We start from the raw sequence: 18,890 nt of genomic DNA, 5'->3' as shown, positions 1-18,890 counted from the left end.
CTAACTGCCGAAGGCATCAAATACCCGCAGCAGTTGAACAAATTCACCCCATGGTTATCTTCGCTTAAGGAGACAGTGTTAAGAAATGCCAAATAGTTATCATTAAATGCCTAGTATCAAACTCATGGTTCTATTTACTTATAGGCATACACGGTTCGTCCACCGTCAGTGCACAGACCCTTTAATTTCCTTCATCAACGGAATAAAGCTAACGTAAGCGGTAGTTTGCGAGGTTTTGCACCACAAAACAGTTGGGTCTTCAATTAGTTACTGAAACATTGAAAACACAATAAAAAATTTTCTTCAAATTACACTAAACAGTTGTGAATATAGATCCACACACACTCGCCTAAAGCTTGCACCTCAGCACAACCGAGCAAATAAGATTCCAGTAACAAGACTGAGTCTGACTAAAAAAGTCACTCAAACTCTTTTATTTTCCTTTGAATCATTCTTAGAAGAGACTTTCGAACATTAAACTTTCTGCCGAGAAGTATAATCCGGCAGAAAGCACCAATCATTAAATGGACTTAACGAACTGGCCTATACCACTTCAGGTTTTATGGCTCCCTGAAGGCTCTGGCCATACTGTCACGCACAGGCTCCATGAGATAATCAAAGAAGGTTCGATCTCTCGTCGTGATGTACACTTCAGCAGGCATGCCAGGGGTTGCCTTGAAGTTCAGATGCCCAGGGATCTTCTCTCGATCCAACTGCACACGCGCTTTGTATACATCTCCTGCACTGCTCATGGGATCTTCATTTCGTAAGGCGTCTGCTGAGACATAAATGACTTTGGCATCTAGCATTGGCGTAATGCGCTGGTTCAGGGCTGTCAGCCGCACCATCGCCTTCTGCCCTTCCTTCACATTGTCAATTTCCGTGGTCTGGATGGAAGCCTCGATGATCAACTCGTCTTGCAGAGGCAGTATCTCCATCAGGTCCTTACCACTCTCAACAACACCTCCAGCAGTGTGATAACGCATTCGAACGACAATGCCGCGCACAGGAGCGACAATTTCAACGCGCTGCAAGACATCTTGTGCCGCGCGAATTTGCTCACTTACATCATCAAGATCCGCATTGACCACCTGCAATTCACCCACTGCCGTTTGGGATGCTTCGTTTTCTACTTTGACAATCTGAGCTCGCGCTCGCGCAATCCGCTCCGTAGCATCGCCGATCTCCGCGAGGATACGTCCTTCCTCACCTTTCAGGTTTGCAAGTGAACGCTCTATGCGCAGCACATCTGATTTTCGAATCAGTCCCTTACCCAAAATCTTCTTCTTGGCATCCAGCTCTTCCTGGAACAACTCCATCTGCTGTTTAACGGCAACCAACTGAGATTGACCACCTTGTATGCGTTCCTTCAAAGCATCGATACCCTGCGCAAGGATATCAATCTCACTCTGTAGCTTTCTCGTTCTGGCTTTGAAAGTCAGTGACTGGTTCAGGATGATGCTTTTGATTTTCGGATCGTGTGCCGTGCTTGTCAGCATCTCAGGAAGAACAAGCGTCTTATGCCCTTTGGCCTCTTGTGTCAGTCGTGCCTGAATGGCTTGCAAACGTGCTTGCCGGATCACCAACCGTTCTAAATTTGCTTCTGCAGCTGTTTCATCTAGTTTCACCAGAACATCACCGGCAGAAACCACATCCCCTTCTTTTACGAGGATCTCTTTGATGATCCCACCTTCAAAGTGCTGGACAATCTTGTTCTGACCTGTAGCAACAAAGGAACCGGAAGCAACCACAGCACCTGCCATGGGAGCGCTTGAGGCCCAATAACCAAACCCGGCAAAAGTAAGCGCAATAATGATTAAACTAGCCAATATGGGAGAGCGAGTTGTGCGGGGCACATCCTCATACCAGCTTCCATCAAGTATAAGTGCTCTAGTAGACATTAAAATCACCAAATATCAAAAGCTTAAACTATTCAGCTGGTTGCGCCGCTGGCAGGTTATGCCCCGGGGCGTCTTGATGCTGTGAAATGCCCGGCCGTTTTCCCGTAATCAAAGGCATCACTTCATCACGGCTTCCAAACGCCGCCACAGTCCCATCTTTAAGCATCATGATCTTATCAACGCAGCGCAGAAGTGCGGGCCTCTGTGTAATCGCAATGACAGTCATTCCATCCTGCTTGGCCCGTCCAAGAGCTTCTGCCAAAGCATGTTCCCCGATGGTGTCCAGATTGGAGTTTGGCTCATCCAACACCAACAGACGAGGGTTATTATAGAATGCCCGAGCCAACCCTATCCGCTGCCGCTGCCCACCAGAGAGTGGCGCTCCATCCATAGCAACTTGCGTCTCATAGCCCTGAGAAAACTGCGAGACCATCTCATGAATATCTGCCATTTGAGCGGCCTTAAAGACGTCCTCATCATTGGCTTCTCTATTCATTCGGGCAATATTCTCTTTGATCGTACCCGGAAAGAGCTGAACATCCTGCGGCAAGTAACCGATATTCTCACCAAGCTGCCGACTATCCCAATTCCTCAAGTCCATCATATCAAGGCGCACATTGCCTGCTGTTGGGATGAGAGAGCCAACCAACATTTTTCCCAGCGTACTCTTCCCGGAACCAGACGCGCCAACAACAGCCAGAGAATCTCCTGGAGAGAGCTGGAACGAAATGCCATTCAGGATCACACGCTTGTTTGGAGGCGGTACGAATAGCAGCCGCTCAACACTCAGTCGGCCAGCAGGATTCGGCAATCGAAGCCGATGCACATTAAGCGGAGAGGTATGCAGCAATTTCTGGATGCGCCCATATGCGTTCTTCGCTCCCACATAGCTCTTCCAACCATCAATAATGCCTTCAACAGGAGCTAGAGCACGACCACCAATAATAGACGCCGCAATAATCATCCCGCCAGTAATTTCATTGGAAAGCGCAAGCCACGCGCCCCAACCAAGCATCGTGATCTGAGTAGACAAGCGGATGAATTTGGATACAGCTGAAATCAGGACATTTCGATCCTGCCCCAGTATCTGGGCCTTCAACGATTCAGCAGTTTCCTTACCCCAGATAATCACACCTTCAGGGATCATTCCCATTGCGTTCATAACCTGAGCATTCCGCGCCATCGCTTCTGCCTGCAGGTTTGCACGGGAAGAAAATGCATTGGCCTTTCCAAATGGAACAGCAGTTAGTCGCTGGTTGATCCGCGCAAGAACGAGCAGCAGCAAAATAGTCGTTGTAACGATCATGCCAAGTTGCGGGTGCACCATGTAAACGACGAGCAGATAGATCGGAGCCACAGGTGCATCCATCATGGTCAGAAGCACAGAACCCGTCAAAAAGCTCCGCAACTGCTGCAAGTCAGAAAGAGCCTGAAACTCCTGACTACTGCCATTATGCGACGCCCTTGCTGCTGCACTGAGCACAGGCCCACCGAGTCGCGTCTCAACATCCACGGCAACCCGCATAAGCATAAAGCGGCGGAACATATCCAGCAGCACATGAGCCAACACAAGGCCAATGACGATAGCAGTAAGCATCACAAGTGTATCGACACTTCGGCTGGTCAACACACGGTCAGAAATCTGGAACAGATAAATGGGAACAGAAAGGATCAGAAGGCTGGCGCAGAAGGAGAAGAACCCAACATACAACAGGTTGATCTTTGCCCGTGCCAGACCATTTTGCATCAACTTCCGAAAATCAATATCTTCATAAGGGCCGCCATTTTTTCTGGAGGCAAAATTACCTTTTTGGCCTGCGAGCTTTTCTCCATGTGCAGGTTGCTGCGAAATACCATCCACCTGCAATGTTTTGCTCGCCTGCCCTCCACGCTGTCGGCTATTATTCTTAGTCTCTCGAGCTTTAAACATACATTCTCTCTATAAAAATCTATTAAAATCAAACGATTATATCTGAGACCATGTCACTCTCACCCGCGTAAGGAACAAATGCGGGAGACGATCCGGCTTCGCTACCAACATCATTGCCAGTAAACGCAACAACCTCCGAAACCAGATCAGTATTTCCATTCAATGCTGTTTCGAGATCTTCCTCTTCAGAGACTACGATATTGACTTTTATGACAATGTCTTCCTCTGAGTATTCGCCATCCAAATATTGAAAACCTGACTGACTGTCGTAATCAATGATGGTTGCTTTGTTGCTTGTCTTGTTGCTCGACGTGTCCAGATAACCATCCTCATCAGCCTCAACAACTTCACCATTGATCGTCTGCGTCAGCACTCCGCTGTCTTCAGTTTCCTTATGGATCTTCACGTAATCAGCGTCTGAAAGAACATTGATCTGTTCAATCGCATTGATCTGATAGTAATCGCCTGTGATATAAAGGACTTTCAGATCAGTACTGGGCAGGATTGGCAAACCGCCTGTCGCCGAAGAAGCGGTGTACTCATACTCTCCAGCCCGGCCATCCATCGCGTCGACCAAACCATGAACCTCAGAAGTCATGGGTTTCATCAGCGACCCACCACCAATGTTCTTAATGGTGCCTTCGTTGGTCAGAACATTGTGCCGCCCCGTACCGTTAATCGAAGTACCCGTTGTATCGACATAATCAGTATCAAGAAGGATGTTTTTCTGGCTGATGTAGTTGACGTCGTAATAGTTACCCAGCACAACAATGACGTCATAATTTTGAATGCTATCAATCAACTGCGCTGCATTCACCTGGGTGTTGTCACCGGTTTGAACATAGTAGCCGTTGTTGTTCAGCTGATAGGACACGCAATCATCATCTGACAGATAGTTTTTCTGACTAACAATATTCAGATCGTAAAAGTTGCCACTCACCACATCGACGGTAAAGGAGTAGTCTGGATTATCATAGGTTACGTGCGAGGAGATCAGATACTCCCCTTCTGAACTCACATTGGCATCATTGTAGACAACCGTGTCCGAGAGGCCTTGCCCATTGACAACATCGGTGAGTTGCTCAGTTGGCCCATAATAGAGGTTGCTCTGAATGATCGAGTTTGTAGCATAGTAATCTCCCATCACAACGGTCGAACACTTCAGCTCGCTCAGATCCACGATTGAAGCCACGTTCACGGCCTCATTGTCGCCAGTCGTCACATAGCTGCTGTCATTTTCGTCATCATCAGAACTCTCATCACTATCTTGCTCTTCTTCAGGAAGCTCACCGATGTTGTCACCGCTGGTGAATGATGGGTTCGGAGCATCATTTTCAGCACGTTGAACCAGTGCTTCACCGATAGCATCAGCTGCACTTTGAGCATCCTCCTCCTCAAAAATCTGATCAAGAGTATCGAGCTCAATTTCATTGGCAGCATCCAAAAGCTGTTCTAACACCTCATCGGCATTGCTCTCTGGAATATCATCACCAAACTCGCTTTTAGACAGCAACAGATCGTCATCTGTCAGGGCATTCTCTTGAGCAAGGTTGATTTCGATGTCTGGAGCATAAATATCGCGATAGGTGAAGGTGATTGTATAGGTGTAGTCGAGAGACTGACCGACATCACCATTTTGCGGCAGATCTGTTTCACCACCATCTTCAAAAAACACACCTTCAGAAGGCAGCGTAAAGTCCGAAGCATTTACAAGCGTCTCAACCGAATATGGGAGACGAGCCTGAGAGCTGCGCCAATCTCTGGTAGCAGTGAAGGAAGATTATAGAATTTCTCGTAGGGAAGCTCAGCGGTATCTCCGCGAGAGTAAACAACTTCCACCGGGGTAATAACAATAGCGTCTTGAGCAAACCAGGCTTCGTCAAAGCTCTGTTCGGCTGTAGCGATACTATCAAAGATCTTCATATAGCCGATAAAGTGCCAGCTTAATTCATTTATAGCCTGCGACAGCATAAAATATCCTAACAATTTCATATGGATATATAAAATGACCTGCGCGGATTGCTCCGCGCAGGTCTTGTTTAGATCTGTTTATGCAAGGTCGTCTTCGCCAACTACGTTCACGGTTGAAGAACCGCCAACAACATTGACATCAACAGCATTGGCCTGAACGTTCGCACCCATGACGATCGTCTGGTTAAAGGCATTCGCCACACCCAGAGCATCAGCAGTCGCAGCCGTAGAAGCCGTCACGCTATAATCATCACCTGTACCGAAGTCGAAGAGGCTTTCTGCATCATGGATACCATCTGCAGAGATCGCCTCACCACCATCAGCAGTCACTGTCTGATTAAGTGTGCCATGGTTGTGAACTTCAACATTGGTGATCACATCCTGATCATACAATGCATTTGCCTGCTCAGCACCGAAGATGGTGTCAGTACCGTTGGAGTCCAGCGTACCGAAGAAGCCACCGCCAACATCAGGGCTACCAGATGGAGTGATGTCCAAAGCACCCAGATCGTCATCTTCACCAGTAAAGAGAAGAGTGTCGTTCTGACCAGTAACATCCAGCTCGGTTGAGTTGACCTGCTTGTTACCACCTGAATACAGGCTCTGGTTGAAGGCAGATGTCTTCGCAGTAGCGTCTGCAGAAGCAACAGCTTCCGCAGTTACGGTGTAATCATCACCAACGGAACCATTGGCAACAAAGGTGCTCACAGGATCAGTAATGCCGTCACCAGATTGAGCATCGCCACCAACCGCAGTCACAGTCTGGTTAACGTCTTCCCAGTTCTTAACATCCATCTCATCTATGAGATCATTGTCACCCGCTGTGTTGTTTTGTGAGAACAAAGCAAGACTATCAGCGTTTCCAGCAATGGTGCCGGAGCGAACTGAGTTGTCAGCTCCACCTTCACTGTCATCTCCAACAGAGATGACATTCTTGTTGTCTCCAACAATGTCAACATCAGCAGAGTTAACCTGAGCATTGCCACCTGTAGAGATTACCTGATTGAAGGCAGAAGCTTCAGCAACAGCATCAGCTGATGACGACGCTTTACCGGTGAGAGATGCGTTATCTCCAACATTCAATGCACCTTTCACATCGGTGCCATCAATCCCACCAGAGCCAACACCAGCGCTCGCAGAACCACCAGTAGCGGTTACATCCTGATAAACTTCATGATGGTTCTCAACATCTGCATAAGAAACTTCATCACCATCATAAAGAGTATTGCTCTGATATCCGCCTAGGAGAGAGTCAGTAGAATCCACTCCACCATTATCAGCCGGACCAGTACCAGCCACAGATGCAAACGTTACGTTTGAATCTTCGCCTGCAGACTGCACATTGCTACTTCCACCGGTCACACTCAGATCAAGATCATTGCCCTGCGAGTTACCACCAGAAAACAGTTTCTGGTTCATGGAAGACGCAGATGCTGATGCATCCGCTGTCGCTTGGGTGACACCAGTGATAGATGAGTCGTCACCAACACGCGCTGCTCCAACGTCGCCACCAAACCCAGCAACACTAATGCCAGCACCACTTGTGGCTGTACCACCAGTAGCAGAAACATCCTGATCAACTAGGTCATGGTTTTCAACGTCCGGGCCAAGCAACTCATCGTTGTCACCGAGCGTGTTTTCCTGCCAGGCACCAGCAGCAGTATCAGTATCAGCTTGACCTGCCGCAGCAGCCTGGCCGAACTGGCCAAGAGTTGCATTGTCTTCACCAGATGCAGCAACGCCTGAGTTCGCACCTACGATGCTCGCATCGTAAGAGTTACCCTGCCCATTACCACCAGTGCTCAGAACCTGTTCAAACGAGGCAGCTGCAGCAGTCGCATCAGCACCAGCACTTGAAAGGCCACTAATGGTGCTATCTTCTTCAACACCAGGAGCACCCTGAGCACCAATCTGACCACCGCTGGTAGATTCAATGCCATCACCTGCAGTTGCTGTGCCACCAGTAGCAGTTACGTCCTGAACGGAATCGTGGTGGTTGCGAACATCGCTATCCCGGATGGTGTCACCATCGTATGCAGTGTTACCCTGGAGGCCACCTGAGAAGCTATCCGTGTTCGTGGTTCCAGCCCAAGTACCATTCACTTCTGCATTGTCTTGACCTGCTGAAGCAACGTTCACATCAGCGCCAGTAACAGAGACAGATGCGGAGTTGCTTTGAGCATTACCACCTGTCACTTGTGTCTGCGTGAAGGATTGAGCAACACCGGTCGCATCTGCAGAAGCCGAACTAGAGCCTGAGATGCTTTCATTGCCATCAATGTTGGTAGAACTTCCACCAGTCTGAACAATGCCAGCTCCAGAAGACGCAGTTCCACCGTCGACATCAACGGTTTGAGTGCTATGGCCCCAGTTAGCTACGTCAGCACGACTAATATTATCTACATCACCGAGCTGATTGCTTTGCTCACTCCATGAGGTAGTTGTGGTGTCGTGATCAACAGGGGTATCTGTTTCTGATCCAGCAACAGCTCCACTTTCACCAGCAGATGCTAGTGCTTTATTACCGCCAACAACGTCCACATCAACAGAGTTGGACTGAGCATTGCCACCAGTTTTGAGCGTCTGCCCAAAGTTGATTGCAGCACCCGTTCCATTTGCACTTGCAGATGTGCTACCGGAGATGGAACTATCATCACCAACAGTGTCCGGACCAAGGTTCTCACCTGGGTTTGCACCAAGAGCTTCGATACCATTGCCTGCAGTCGCATTGCCACCATCAACGGTGACAGTCTGCACTGCATCTGCCCCACCAGTATTGAGGACATCAGGACTAAATAGGGAATCTCCATCATACATCTCATTGTCTTGAGACTGATTGGAGTTGGTATTTGTATTGGTGTTACCACTGCCAGCAAGAAGTGAAACTGGTCCTGTGTCATCACCAGCACCGTCTTCACCCACCACAGATGCAGTCATTTCAGCACCTGTCACGAAGACTTCAGCAGAGTTGCTTTGCGCATTACCGCCAGATGTCAGGGACTGTGTGAAGGACTGAGCAACACCTTGAGCATTCGCAGAGGCCGCAGCCGAACCACTCATATCAAAGTTGCTGTGAACCGCAGCAGAAGTCCCGGAATCAAACGAGATACCGTTACCAGCACTTGAAGTGCCACCATCTACATCAACAGTCTGCGTGCTATCATGCTCATTCCAGACATTCGCATCATCAATATCGTCTTGATCACCAAGAGCATTAGTCTGATCGCTTGATGTACGTGTGCCTGTCTGATGGTCACCGTAAACAGATGGATCATCTGCATTCAAAGAAGCGGCAGCACCATCTTCACCAGCAGAAGCAGTAACTTGGTTTGCCCCAGTTACATCGAGGTCAGATGCATTGCTCTGCGCATTGCCACCCGTGCTAACCTTCTGCTCAAAGCTTGCAGCAACACCCAATGCATCAGATTTAGCAAGCGTAGAACCGGTGATAGAACCATCATCAACAACATGTGTCGCACCAAGACGGCCACCATTCATGTCAATGCCGTCACCAGCAATAGCATCATTGCCGAAGGCTTCAATTTTCTGATTGGCATGACCATCGTTATGAAGGCTCGGCTCAATTATCGCATCGCCATCATAGGCATCGTTAGACTGGTTGAATCTCGCATTCGTACCAGTTTCAGATTCCATGAAGCCATCATCTGCAGCGACCTTGATATCCGCAGTCGCGTCGTCTTCACCGGAAGTAGCCTGTCCGACACCAGTGCCGGTGATACCAAGACTAGCAGAGTTGGTCTGTGCATTGCTGCCAGCAGAGATATCTTGCTGGAAACCAACGCCGACAGCACTTGCAGATGCTGAAGCAGCGGCACTACCATTTACACTGCCATCACCACCAACAGAAGCGGAAGTGCCGATCTGGTCTATGGAGTTAATGCCATCTTCACTGGTTGCTTCACCAGCTTTAGATTTTACAACCTGATGAGAGTCATCAAGGTTCGCAACCTCAGGATTTGCAATGGCACCGTCAATGTTGCCGCCACCAAAACCACCGCCAACGCCGTCATTCAGCTCATTTGACTGTGTGACACGAGCACGAGTGTTTGTGTCTGAGTTACCAGAGGTGACGTCCGCACCACCAACAACAGCTTCTGCACCGGAACCACCAGCACCTGAGACATCTACGTCAGAACCGGTGATCGAGAGATCGACATTGTTGCCCTGCTCGTTGTTACCAGTTTGCAGTGTCTGGTTGAAACTACGTGCAAGACCAGAAGCATCTGCCTGAGCAGCAGTAGAGCCATTGATACTTTCATCATCGCCTACGCCAACATTAGAACCAGCAATGTCAGTAGGACCAGCACCAATGATGCCGTTACCGGAATCTGCGTCACCACCTTTAACTTTGACACGCTGTTCAAGATCACCATCATTCGTGACGGTTACATTATCCAGTGTATCAAGATCGTTTGCATAGTTTGATTGGTTGGCGCGAAGAAAAGTATCGGTATCATTGTCTTCTGCAGCTGCACCAGTTTGGTGTGCATTCACACCAGTTCCATCACCACCAACTGAAGAGGCATCAAAGTTACCACCAGTTACACTGCCAGAAACATCGTTGCTCTGTTGGTTCGCACCAGTTGCAATACCCTGATCAAAAGCGAGCGCAACACCTTTACCATTAGCAGATGCAGCCGAACTTGCATCAATGGTTAAGTCGTCACCGATCTGAAGAGCAGCATTGATATCCTGAATACCATCTCCAGCCTGAGCATAAGTCCGAACATCATCAGTACGGTTCACTTCAATGCTTTGATCTAACGAACCATCATTGAGGACCTCAGCACTACTATCACCGTTGTGCTCAACAACGTCCTTATCACCGAGTGTGTTATCCTGCTCCGCGCGGATACGTGTATCGGTGCCATCACTAAATGGATTATAACCAGACATATCGTCTCCAAATATTCGGAGAACTGCCCTGCAAAAAGCCGATCATTTACGTCAGCTGGTTGCCACAGGTTCTCCTGAGGATTGAAAAAATGTTTCATTCCATGATTTGAAGGCTGTCTTTTCGGTTCAGCGTTTCGGTCTGGGACCAAAGAGAGCATATGGCTCGCATACCCGGAAAACTCCGAATTTTGGGCGCAAAGGTCCAGCCCGCACAAACAAGGTATCTGTACGATAAACATGATTTCGGCTTCAGAAAGCGAAGGAACCGATAAAATGCTTTGGTTCTGGGTTTCCGCTCTAAATACTAACTAAATGCTCTTGCTAAAACGAATTGACTCCATTCCTTCAAACAAAGCTCCAGCAAAGACAAGAAAGAAAATTCCTCACGGAAGCGGCGGAAGCTATAACACGACCTAAAAAACAGACAAACCAAGAGTAATATTGGGTAAAAACAAACAATACATTCAATTGAACTAGATAGAAATTACTATAATTATCTAGGATATTAATAGCTAGTTAACGTTAGTATTTGCAAATTAATGTTTTAAATATCACTGAAAACTAATTGAGCACCCCTCACAGGGGTATGTTTATTGGTCTCAATAATGCCAGTCTCATTTAAATCGCCTAGCAAGCTGATTGGGAAACAGGTTTTCAAGAACTCATGCAATATGCAGTAAAATTACAGCACACCCCAAACACTGTTTCAGTGTAAAAGTTATGGATCCATAACCATACTTCGCCGACTAATAAAAGAACGCAATACTCCAATTCAGGGACACAATACGGCACTTAATTTAATTTTCTGATCGCATAAATTTCTTCACAGGTAATTCAAGAATATTTGGCTTCATTGAGATTTATAGCCCTTAAGATTTAAGCATTTCTGCTTTTGATGCTTCATATACTTCACGAAAGCATGCATCACACCCATCCTAGGAGTCGCTGGCGAAAATCAATCTGACAGCCCCTGTCAATGAACCCACAGCTTTGCTACCCTTGCGTCAGAATTTAGAGACCATGCACATCAACACATCTTCTTAGACGGGTAAGCTCCATGGATGATGATCAGATCCCTCATTCGCCTGACTTTGACGAACTGGATCGCTTGGCCCCCAACAAAGCAGGCAGGCGCAACCTGCTGTTCGCCTTGATTGGCAACATCAACTACAGTTGGTCAAACAATGAGAGCACATTCATTTACATACTCCAGCACCTGATGGAGACAGATGAACTCACCGCGACACTGGTCTTTGGCACGCTCAATACAACAAGGGCCCGCGTAGACCTGATCGAGCGCCTGGCCGATGCAAAGCTTAAAGACGATACTCTCAAAAAGAAACTTCGCCGTATCCTGCGTATCTTCAACGAAAGCACGCGCCTGAGAAACGAGTTTAGCCACGCAACCTTCAGGCAAAACCAGCAAGGTGAGATAACGCACACCCATTCAATGCGAATTCAGCGTAAAAACGGGCAAATCCAGCTCGGAGAAATCAAAGCATTGGATGACGCCCGTATCGCCCAAATGGGGAAAGCTATCGAAAAGCTGGTCAAGCTGAACCGCGAGATCTGGGCATTCATACCTGAGCTGCAACACGCTATGTCACAGGCAGCAGATAAGCCTCAACACCAAGGCTCACCGCAATTTCAGCCATCCTAAAGGCAGGTCAGCTTCGCCCTCTTTTACCTGCAGACAAACCAACTAGTCGGAAGTAAGCCCAGTAGGGCATAACTCGGAGCAGTTTCAGCGCAGTTACCAGGGGGAATGGGAATGCGATCTCAAACTTCTTTCGATCAAGACCTTTCTTGATCCGTCGCGCAGCACCTTCAGCCGCAATGATAAACGGCATAGGCAACCTGCTGTTCTCCGTCATTGCAGTTTTGACAAAGCCCGGATTGATCACCGACAGAGAGAGATTTGCCCGATCAAAGCTCGGCTTCAACGCCTCACAGAGATTGATCAATGCGGCCTTTGTTGGGCCGTAACTCGCCGCATAAGGCAGTCCGCCATATCCACTCAATGAGGATATGATTGCAATCTGGCCTGATCCCCGCTCTTTCAGTAGGGGAAATAGATTATGGATGGTACGAACCGCGCCAAAGTAGTTGGTATCCATTGCGTTGACACATACATCGTCCGTCAAAGTGGATAGTCCGCCGACATGGAACACGCCAGAACAGTATACTGTGAGGTCTGGTAGCAAATCTTCGGCTTCAAATCTTTGAACAGCATGCTCAATCTGCTTTTTATCGGTTACATCAACTGGCAAAGCTTTCACTGAGCCGTAAGCCTGCCTCAACGTTTCAAGGCGCTCAACACGTCGGCCACTCGCCACAACTTTCCAACCATCTGCAACATAGAGCTTACACAGCTCCTCACCTATTCCCGAAGTCGCTCCAATAATCCAGGCAATCTTAGTACGTGATGACATGCGTGCTCCCCCCCAAAAGTAAAACCTCTAAGGGAGAGCAAAGCATAGATCACTTTGTTACGGCAATAACTTCTGCGTGCTGATAGCACACCAGCTGTTAGAACCCTCTAGCTGAGCTTCACAGAGAGAAAGGCTTTCAGCTTGAGAAACCAAAAGCTTTCCATCTTGAAGTGCATTCAGATACACAAACCTCTCCGCTTTCTCCCCTTCGTCCTCAGCCCCCGGATGCTCAAATTCTGAGATATTTGCAGTACTTTCATGACATCCAGCGTAGTGGATCTTGAAACGTGGCTCAGCGAGAATTTCTTTAAGAGCAACAATGCCTTCCTGGCATTCTTCGTGGCTGTCTTTCTCAACATAGGAGGCACCAACCTCCCCGTCAGCCCCTACTGAACTCAGCAGAAACATGAGAAGCACAGTTTTCATTCTATTATTTCCTTATAGAAAAGCTCTGCCGCAATCACGGCAGAGCTCAAAAAACTTAAAAGATCACGCTAGCAGAAAGCTTGAAGGTCCGCCCCGGAGCAGTCAACTCATCCAGAGAGGGCTTATATTCAAGATCAAAAATGTTCTCGACCGCAGCATTCACCTTCAACTTACGCTCATCATCAAAGTCATAAGAGAACCCACCGGCTAAGTTGAGAGTTGCAAAAGCGTCTTCTGTGACCACCTCATTGCTTCGATCAAGATCAGTGTGTTTGCTAGCAAAACGAGCATACATGTCTGCGTGTGCTTCAACTCCGTTAGAGAAGCTCCAGTCTTTCTTCACACCAACAGAACCGGAAACTAACGGCGTATTGGTATGAAATGTCGTAAGATCGGCCTCTTCAAACTGACGACGCATCAATGTCAGGTTCGCATATGGTGTCAAACTCCAATCAGAAATTCTGTACGAAGCGGATAGCTCAAGCCCCCAAGTCCGTGCCTCATTAATGTTATCATACATCAGTGAGCCTATTGGGCAGGCAACATTGTCACAAGCAACCGTCGTGATGTAATCCTTTGCCTGGGTATAAAAGACAGCAGCGTCCAACATGAGCTGCCCGTCATCGTAACGCCCACCAAGCTCAGCAGTCACGGATGTTTCCGCTTCCAAGTCAGGGTTGGAGAAAACCATACCAGCTGGCGAAAAGTTAGTACCAATCATAGTCTGGATGAGTGTCGGATACACATATCCTTGGGCCACGCTCGCTCTCAGTGCGAAATCATCAAAGCCAGTGTAGTTTAGACCAACAGCACCCACGACAGCCTGATCAGTTTCATCCCGATCACCCGCTGACCCTTTGTTCTCTGTTTTCACCAAGTAGTAACGGCTGCCAGAAGTGAGTGTCAGATCATCAGTCACATCCCATTCATTCTGCACAAACGCAGAAAGTGTTGTGACTTTTCCTTCATCATCAGTACTGGTTGGAGTGATTGGTGTTGGGAAGTTCGGTGGACCAGGTGGAAATGGAATATCCATACCAGTTTGAGAGCTTTGTCTATCGAGGCGATCCTGAACAGCTTGGAAACCAACCAAGGTCACAACATTATTGAAAAGTGCTAGATCCACCTGACCATTAAGTCCCAAAGTTTGCAGCTCACTTCCGATATGATTGTCACGCTGCTTCATCTTAGTAATGGTGGGAGGATTGGTAGGGGGGAAAGCAATTTCCGGAATCGTGTAGCCATTTTCAGCAACACGGTCGATTTGTTGGAAAAATCCATCAAGATGTATCTTGGAGATGTATTCATTCACATCTTCAAAATCATAAAAAATAGAGAGCTTGGAGCGATCACGCTTAGGCAAGTCAAAAGGAAAATCTGGATCACCGGTGTATACATCAGCTTCCAACTCATAGCGCTCAGCTTTCAAGCTAAAACTATGTTGATCACCGCGGTATCCGATGTAAGCGGTCGCACTCTGCTCTGAAGATGCGCTGGGATCTAAAGTGCCAGCTGGAGTTTCCCTGTCACCATCATAGGCTCGCGAGAGAGAAACTCGATAATCCCATTTATCGATCGTACCGGCAGCAGAAGCAAAACCACTTATGCCATTGGTCGAGGAGTTAAATTTCGTGCCAACCTCTACCTCCAATGGTCTATCTGCACCTTTCTTGGTGATGATGTTTACAACACCACCAATTGCCTTGGAACCATGAAGAACGGAGCCTGGACCTTTTACAACTTCGATCCGCTCGATGTCTTCAGGCGCAATCAAAAACAGTGGACCATAAGAGGTGTGGTCAGAGATCTCCTGTCCATCAATCAGCACAACGTTGCGAATAGAAGACTCTCCTCGAATACTGATACGCTGCATTCCCGGCACGCCACTATCGATGATCTTAACACCCGGCACATCACGCAAAATCTCAGCCACACTGTTCGTGGAGGCACGCTCAATCTGTTCGCTATCGACGACAGCGACGGAGCGTGTGACCTCGTCGAGGCTTTGCTCACCGCGGGCAGCGGTTACGACGATCGGACCGAGCTCTTCTGGTTCTTTCTGTTCTTGAGAATATGCACCGGATTGCAGTGCGAGATAGCAGATTCCGGTCATCAAGCCGGAGACAAAACCCTTGGACATCCCTACACCCTTTTAATATGAGTTAATGACTCATATTATTGAGTGGCGATATCTATCAATGCAAAAATGACCACACAAAAATAAATATGAATATAAGACTCATATTTGTGTCATTTTGATCACATCCAACATAACTGCTCCCCTTCTCGTTTGATTTGGATCAAGCAAACACATCCATGCTGCGCTTCCTTCCTGTATTTCAGTTGCTAAGGCTAAATGCTGATTCGCTCATCTCACAGTGCATGAGACAACGAAAACCCACCCTCAAGGTTGATTGAAGGTGGGTTCTGCCAGTTGTCTTGTCTGACTTCAGCAAATGCTATGTTTAGTCGTAAACAGCCGAAACCTTCTCTTTGTAAGCTTCCAGAGCGTTTGCTGGCAGGCTGTGAGCTATGCCCTGGTGACAATCAATACAAGTCTTGCCTTCCTTGAATGCATCAGAGTGAGCAGCGGATGCACGGCCTTCCTGAAGAACAAAGTCCATAGAATCGAACTCGTGACAGTTCCGGCATTCGCGGCTGTCTGTCTTCTTCATTGCAGTCCAAACGTTGGTTGCCAACTCAAGACGTTTCTCTTCAAATTTCGCAGGACTATCAATGGAACCCAGAGCTTTGTGATAAAGCTCTCTGGTCGCTTGTACCTTCCGAACCACCTTATGCACCCACTCTTTAGGCACATGGCAGTCAGGACAGGTTGCCCGTACGCCTGAAGCATTGTTGTAGTGCGCTGTCTCAGTGTATTCCGCGTAGACGTTTGCCTCCATCTCATGGCAGCCAATGCAGAACTCTTCTGTATTGGTCATTTCCATGGACCAGTTGAAGCTACCCCAAAAAGCCACACCAACAACGACACCAATCAGCAACAGAGCACCTGCAGAAATCGTCGCAGCAGGATGTCTCAGAAAACGCCAGATCCGTTTGATCAGGCCAGGCCCCTGATCTTTATTGGGAATTGCGCCTTGATTGCTCATATTTAGTTCCTCCAGTCAGAGTGCCATCTAGCGTTTGCTTGACGGAGTAAATTCATTCTCCACGAGCGGCTCAGCTTCGACCTGAGGAACATGGCATTGCGTGCAGAACCAGCGTGTACCAGCAACCTGATCCAGCTGACGCCCTTCACGGTCTGCATAGTGTGTCATGGAAAGGGTTGGTGCTTTTTTCTCACCTGCATTTGCCCAGTCATGGCAAGTCAGGCACTGGTTCACCTTCAGGTCCACCTGATAAGCTTCAGTCTTGTGCGGCACCAATGGTGGCTGCTGACGAAACTCACGGTTCACCCGGGTGTTTTGAGGACGAGCGATCGGTTCTACGAACACGGGCTCATCGACCTGTACACCCCGCAAGGACTTTACCCCCTCGGCATGTGCGTTCAAGGCGGCAAAGCCGGTAAGGTTCAAAACCGCCATAATGGTGATAGCCTTCCAAGGCACTCCCGTTTTCATTTGTGACCTCCCATAGCTTTGGTCGCGACCGGATCGCGGGGGCCCGGTTCGATTGAAGTAGGTTGAATAAGTTGAGTATCGAAACGATGGGTGAAACTGAAAACGTCCAGATCGCATACGTCGATACAGCGACCACAAGACGTACAGTCCCGATGTTGAATGAGCGGGGTGTCATCCCCTTTGCCTCGCAGAGCTGGTGAGATCACATGGTTCTCAGGGCAAACCTCAAAGCAGTCCATGCAGTCATCACAAGCTTCGCGGTTCTTGGCAGAGATCCGCAGCAAGCTCTTGGTATTGAGCAGTCCATACACCGCACCCATAGGGCACAGATGTCCGCACCAACCATGCCGGGAGACGAAAGTGTCAAACAGGAACACCATCAGCACCGCAGCCCAGGCGAAGCCCATGCCAAACACCAGCCCACGGTGTAGCAAGGTGACTGGATTGACCAGCTCGTAAGCCAGAGAACCAGATCCGGCAGCGACAAGCAGCGTCATCGCCAGAACCCAGTAGCGGGTGTGCTTCTTCGGTTGCCACCCCTTTTTCAGATCAAGCTTGCGATGCAACCAGTTTGCACTGTCAGTCACCACATTCATGGGACAAACCCATGAGCAGTAAAGCCGACCACCAAACACGGCGTAGGAAACAACCACAATGGCCAGACCAATCAAACCGGTCAGCTCAGGCCAATGTCCCGTCACCATTGTCTGCAATAGCAAAAACGGATCTGACAGCGGAAGGATGTTCAGCGTCATGCTGGATGTCAGAGTTCCTTTGACAATCCAGACCCCGGCCCAGGGACCAGCAAGGAAAAGAGCCAGAACCAACAACTGAGTGCTTCGTCTAAGCAGCAGAAAGCGGTTACGCAGAACCCAACTCCGCTTCTTTTCCTTAAGGCTTTGGGCGTCTAATGCATGTGTAGTCATCACTGCCCCTTCCCTGGCTGGAACACGGGCTCGAAGGCACCTGCATCCGGCACACGATCCGGCAGATCGATCACACCTGGCACCAACGCATTTCCTGCCTTGGCTTTTTCCTCCCAACCAAGCCGGTAGTGCTCAGCACTCTCAGCTCTGGCGATGCGGCGAGGAAGAACCTTGATCGCAGACTCTGGCAGAACACACGCCTTCTCACATTTACCGCAGCCTGTGCAGGCATCTGCATAGACAGTTGGCGAGAAGACAGCATGGCTGCCCGTTCGCGTGTTTGGCGTCATCTCAAGTTTGATCGCTTCATCAATCAGCGGACAAACCCGATAGCAAACGTCACAACGCAAACCGAGGAAGTTGAGGCAGTTCTCCTGATCGATCAGGACAGCCACACCCATATCAGCATCATCAATGTCGGTGAGAGAATGATCCAGTGCCCCTGTTGGACAGGCAGCAACACAAGGAATGTCCTCACACATCTCACAAGGCACATCACGAGCTGTAAAGTATGGTGTTCCGGTTGCCGGGCCAGTTTCACCAAGCTCGGCGAGCTTCAAAGTGTCATAAGGACAGTCACGAACACACAGTCCGCACCGCACACATGCACTCAAAAACTCTTCTTCAGTAAGAGCCCCGGGCGGTCTGATGGCGTCGGCAGGCAAAGCCTTGGCCTGCGCCTGATAGACCGTCAGGAACGTCGCAGCAACAGCACAGCCACACGCCGTGCGGGCTGCGTCGCCAAGAAACTGACGACGCTTTGCACTGCTGAGGCCTGTCTTTTTGAGATCAGACATGGTTCTTAT

At 48.7% G+C, this 18,890-nt stretch carries 13 protein-coding genes; 1 reads left to right on the top strand and 12 read right to left on the bottom strand.

All coding sequences use genetic code 11. The annotated features are described in order from the left end of the window. Positions 1-560: 560 nt before the first annotated feature. The 5 genes from JCM12308_RS17785 to JCM12308_RS17770 form a co-directional block, all read right to left on the bottom strand. Positions 561-1,901 carry an HlyD family type I secretion periplasmic adaptor subunit gene (locus JCM12308_RS17785; protein WP_208608780.1) on the bottom strand — a complete coding sequence of 447 codons (1,341 nt, stop codon included), beginning with the start codon at positions 1,899-1,901 and terminating at the stop codon, positions 561-563. A gap of 28 nt (positions 1,902-1,929) precedes the next feature. Continuing rightward, a complete protein-coding gene (locus tag JCM12308_RS17780; protein WP_054784626.1) occupies positions 1,930-3,768 on the bottom strand; it encodes a type I secretion system permease/ATPase in 1,839 nt (612 codons plus the stop codon). 91 nt (positions 3,769-3,859) lie between these two features. Beyond that, on the bottom strand, positions 3,860-5,506 hold the full coding sequence (locus tag JCM12308_RS17775; RefSeq protein WP_208978693.1) for a hypothetical protein: 1,647 nt from the start codon (positions 5,504-5,506) through the stop codon (positions 3,860-3,862). A gap of 32 nt (positions 5,507-5,538) precedes the next feature. Beyond that, entirely contained in the window at positions 5,539-5,802 is a 264-nt protein-coding gene (locus JCM12308_RS30275; protein WP_208978692.1) for a hypothetical protein, read from the bottom strand. A gap of 78 nt (positions 5,803-5,880) precedes the next feature. Further along, positions 5,881-10,719, bottom strand: coding sequence for a beta strand repeat-containing protein (locus JCM12308_RS17770; protein ID WP_054784625.1), 4,839 nt, complete (start codon positions 10,717-10,719; stop codon positions 5,881-5,883). A gap of 1,057 nt (positions 10,720-11,776) precedes the next feature. Here JCM12308_RS17770 and JCM12308_RS17765 point away from each other — a divergent pair. Next, a complete protein-coding gene (locus tag JCM12308_RS17765; protein ID WP_054784624.1) occupies positions 11,777-12,379 on the top strand; it encodes a hypothetical protein in 603 nt (200 codons plus the stop codon). Positions 12,380-12,386: 7 nt separating this feature from the next. Here JCM12308_RS17765 and JCM12308_RS17760 read toward each other — a convergent pair whose 3' ends face one another. The 7 genes from JCM12308_RS17760 to napG all read right to left on the bottom strand — a co-directional run bounded on the left by JCM12308_RS17760 (position 12,387) and on the right by napG (position 18,881). Continuing rightward, entirely contained in the window at positions 12,387-13,151 is a 765-nt protein-coding gene (locus JCM12308_RS17760; protein ID WP_054784623.1) for an SDR family NAD(P)-dependent oxidoreductase, read from the bottom strand. A 57-nt stretch (positions 13,152-13,208) separates the two neighbouring features. Then, entirely contained in the window at positions 13,209-13,577 is a 369-nt protein-coding gene (locus JCM12308_RS17755; protein ID WP_054784622.1) for a hypothetical protein, read from the bottom strand. Between the two features lie 55 nt (positions 13,578-13,632). Continuing rightward, complete coding sequence (locus tag JCM12308_RS17750) at positions 13,633-15,717, bottom strand: TonB-dependent receptor (protein WP_054784621.1); 2,085 nt, start codon at positions 15,715-15,717, stop codon at positions 13,633-13,635. Between the two features lie 325 nt (positions 15,718-16,042). Next, positions 16,043-16,687, bottom strand: a complete 645-nt coding sequence (locus JCM12308_RS17745; protein WP_054784620.1) for a NapC/NirT family cytochrome c — start codon at positions 16,685-16,687, stop codon at positions 16,043-16,045. A gap of 27 nt (positions 16,688-16,714) precedes the next feature. Continuing rightward, positions 16,715-17,158 (bottom strand): nitrate reductase cytochrome c-type subunit, encoded by a 444-nt coding sequence (locus JCM12308_RS17740; RefSeq protein ID WP_208608778.1) that lies wholly within the window; start codon positions 17,156-17,158, stop codon positions 16,715-16,717. Further along, positions 17,155-18,084 (bottom strand): quinol dehydrogenase ferredoxin subunit NapH, encoded by a 930-nt coding sequence (napH, locus tag JCM12308_RS17735; protein ID WP_054784619.1) that lies wholly within the window; start codon positions 18,082-18,084, stop codon positions 17,155-17,157. Before napH ends, JCM12308_RS17740 begins: the two co-directional genes overlap by 4 nt. Then, positions 18,084-18,881 (bottom strand): ferredoxin-type protein NapG, encoded by a 798-nt coding sequence (gene napG / locus JCM12308_RS17730; protein WP_054784618.1) that lies wholly within the window; start codon positions 18,879-18,881, stop codon positions 18,084-18,086. Before napG ends, napH begins: the two co-directional genes overlap by 1 nt. Positions 18,882-18,890: the final 9 nt, after the last annotated feature.

This window comes from Pseudovibrio denitrificans JCM 12308 (assembly GCF_001310815.1).
Taxonomy (GTDB): domain Bacteria; phylum Pseudomonadota; class Alphaproteobacteria; order Rhizobiales; family Stappiaceae; genus Pseudovibrio; species Pseudovibrio denitrificans.
Note: the sequence above shows the minus strand (reverse complement) of the source record. Positions and strands in the feature narration are given on the sequence as shown.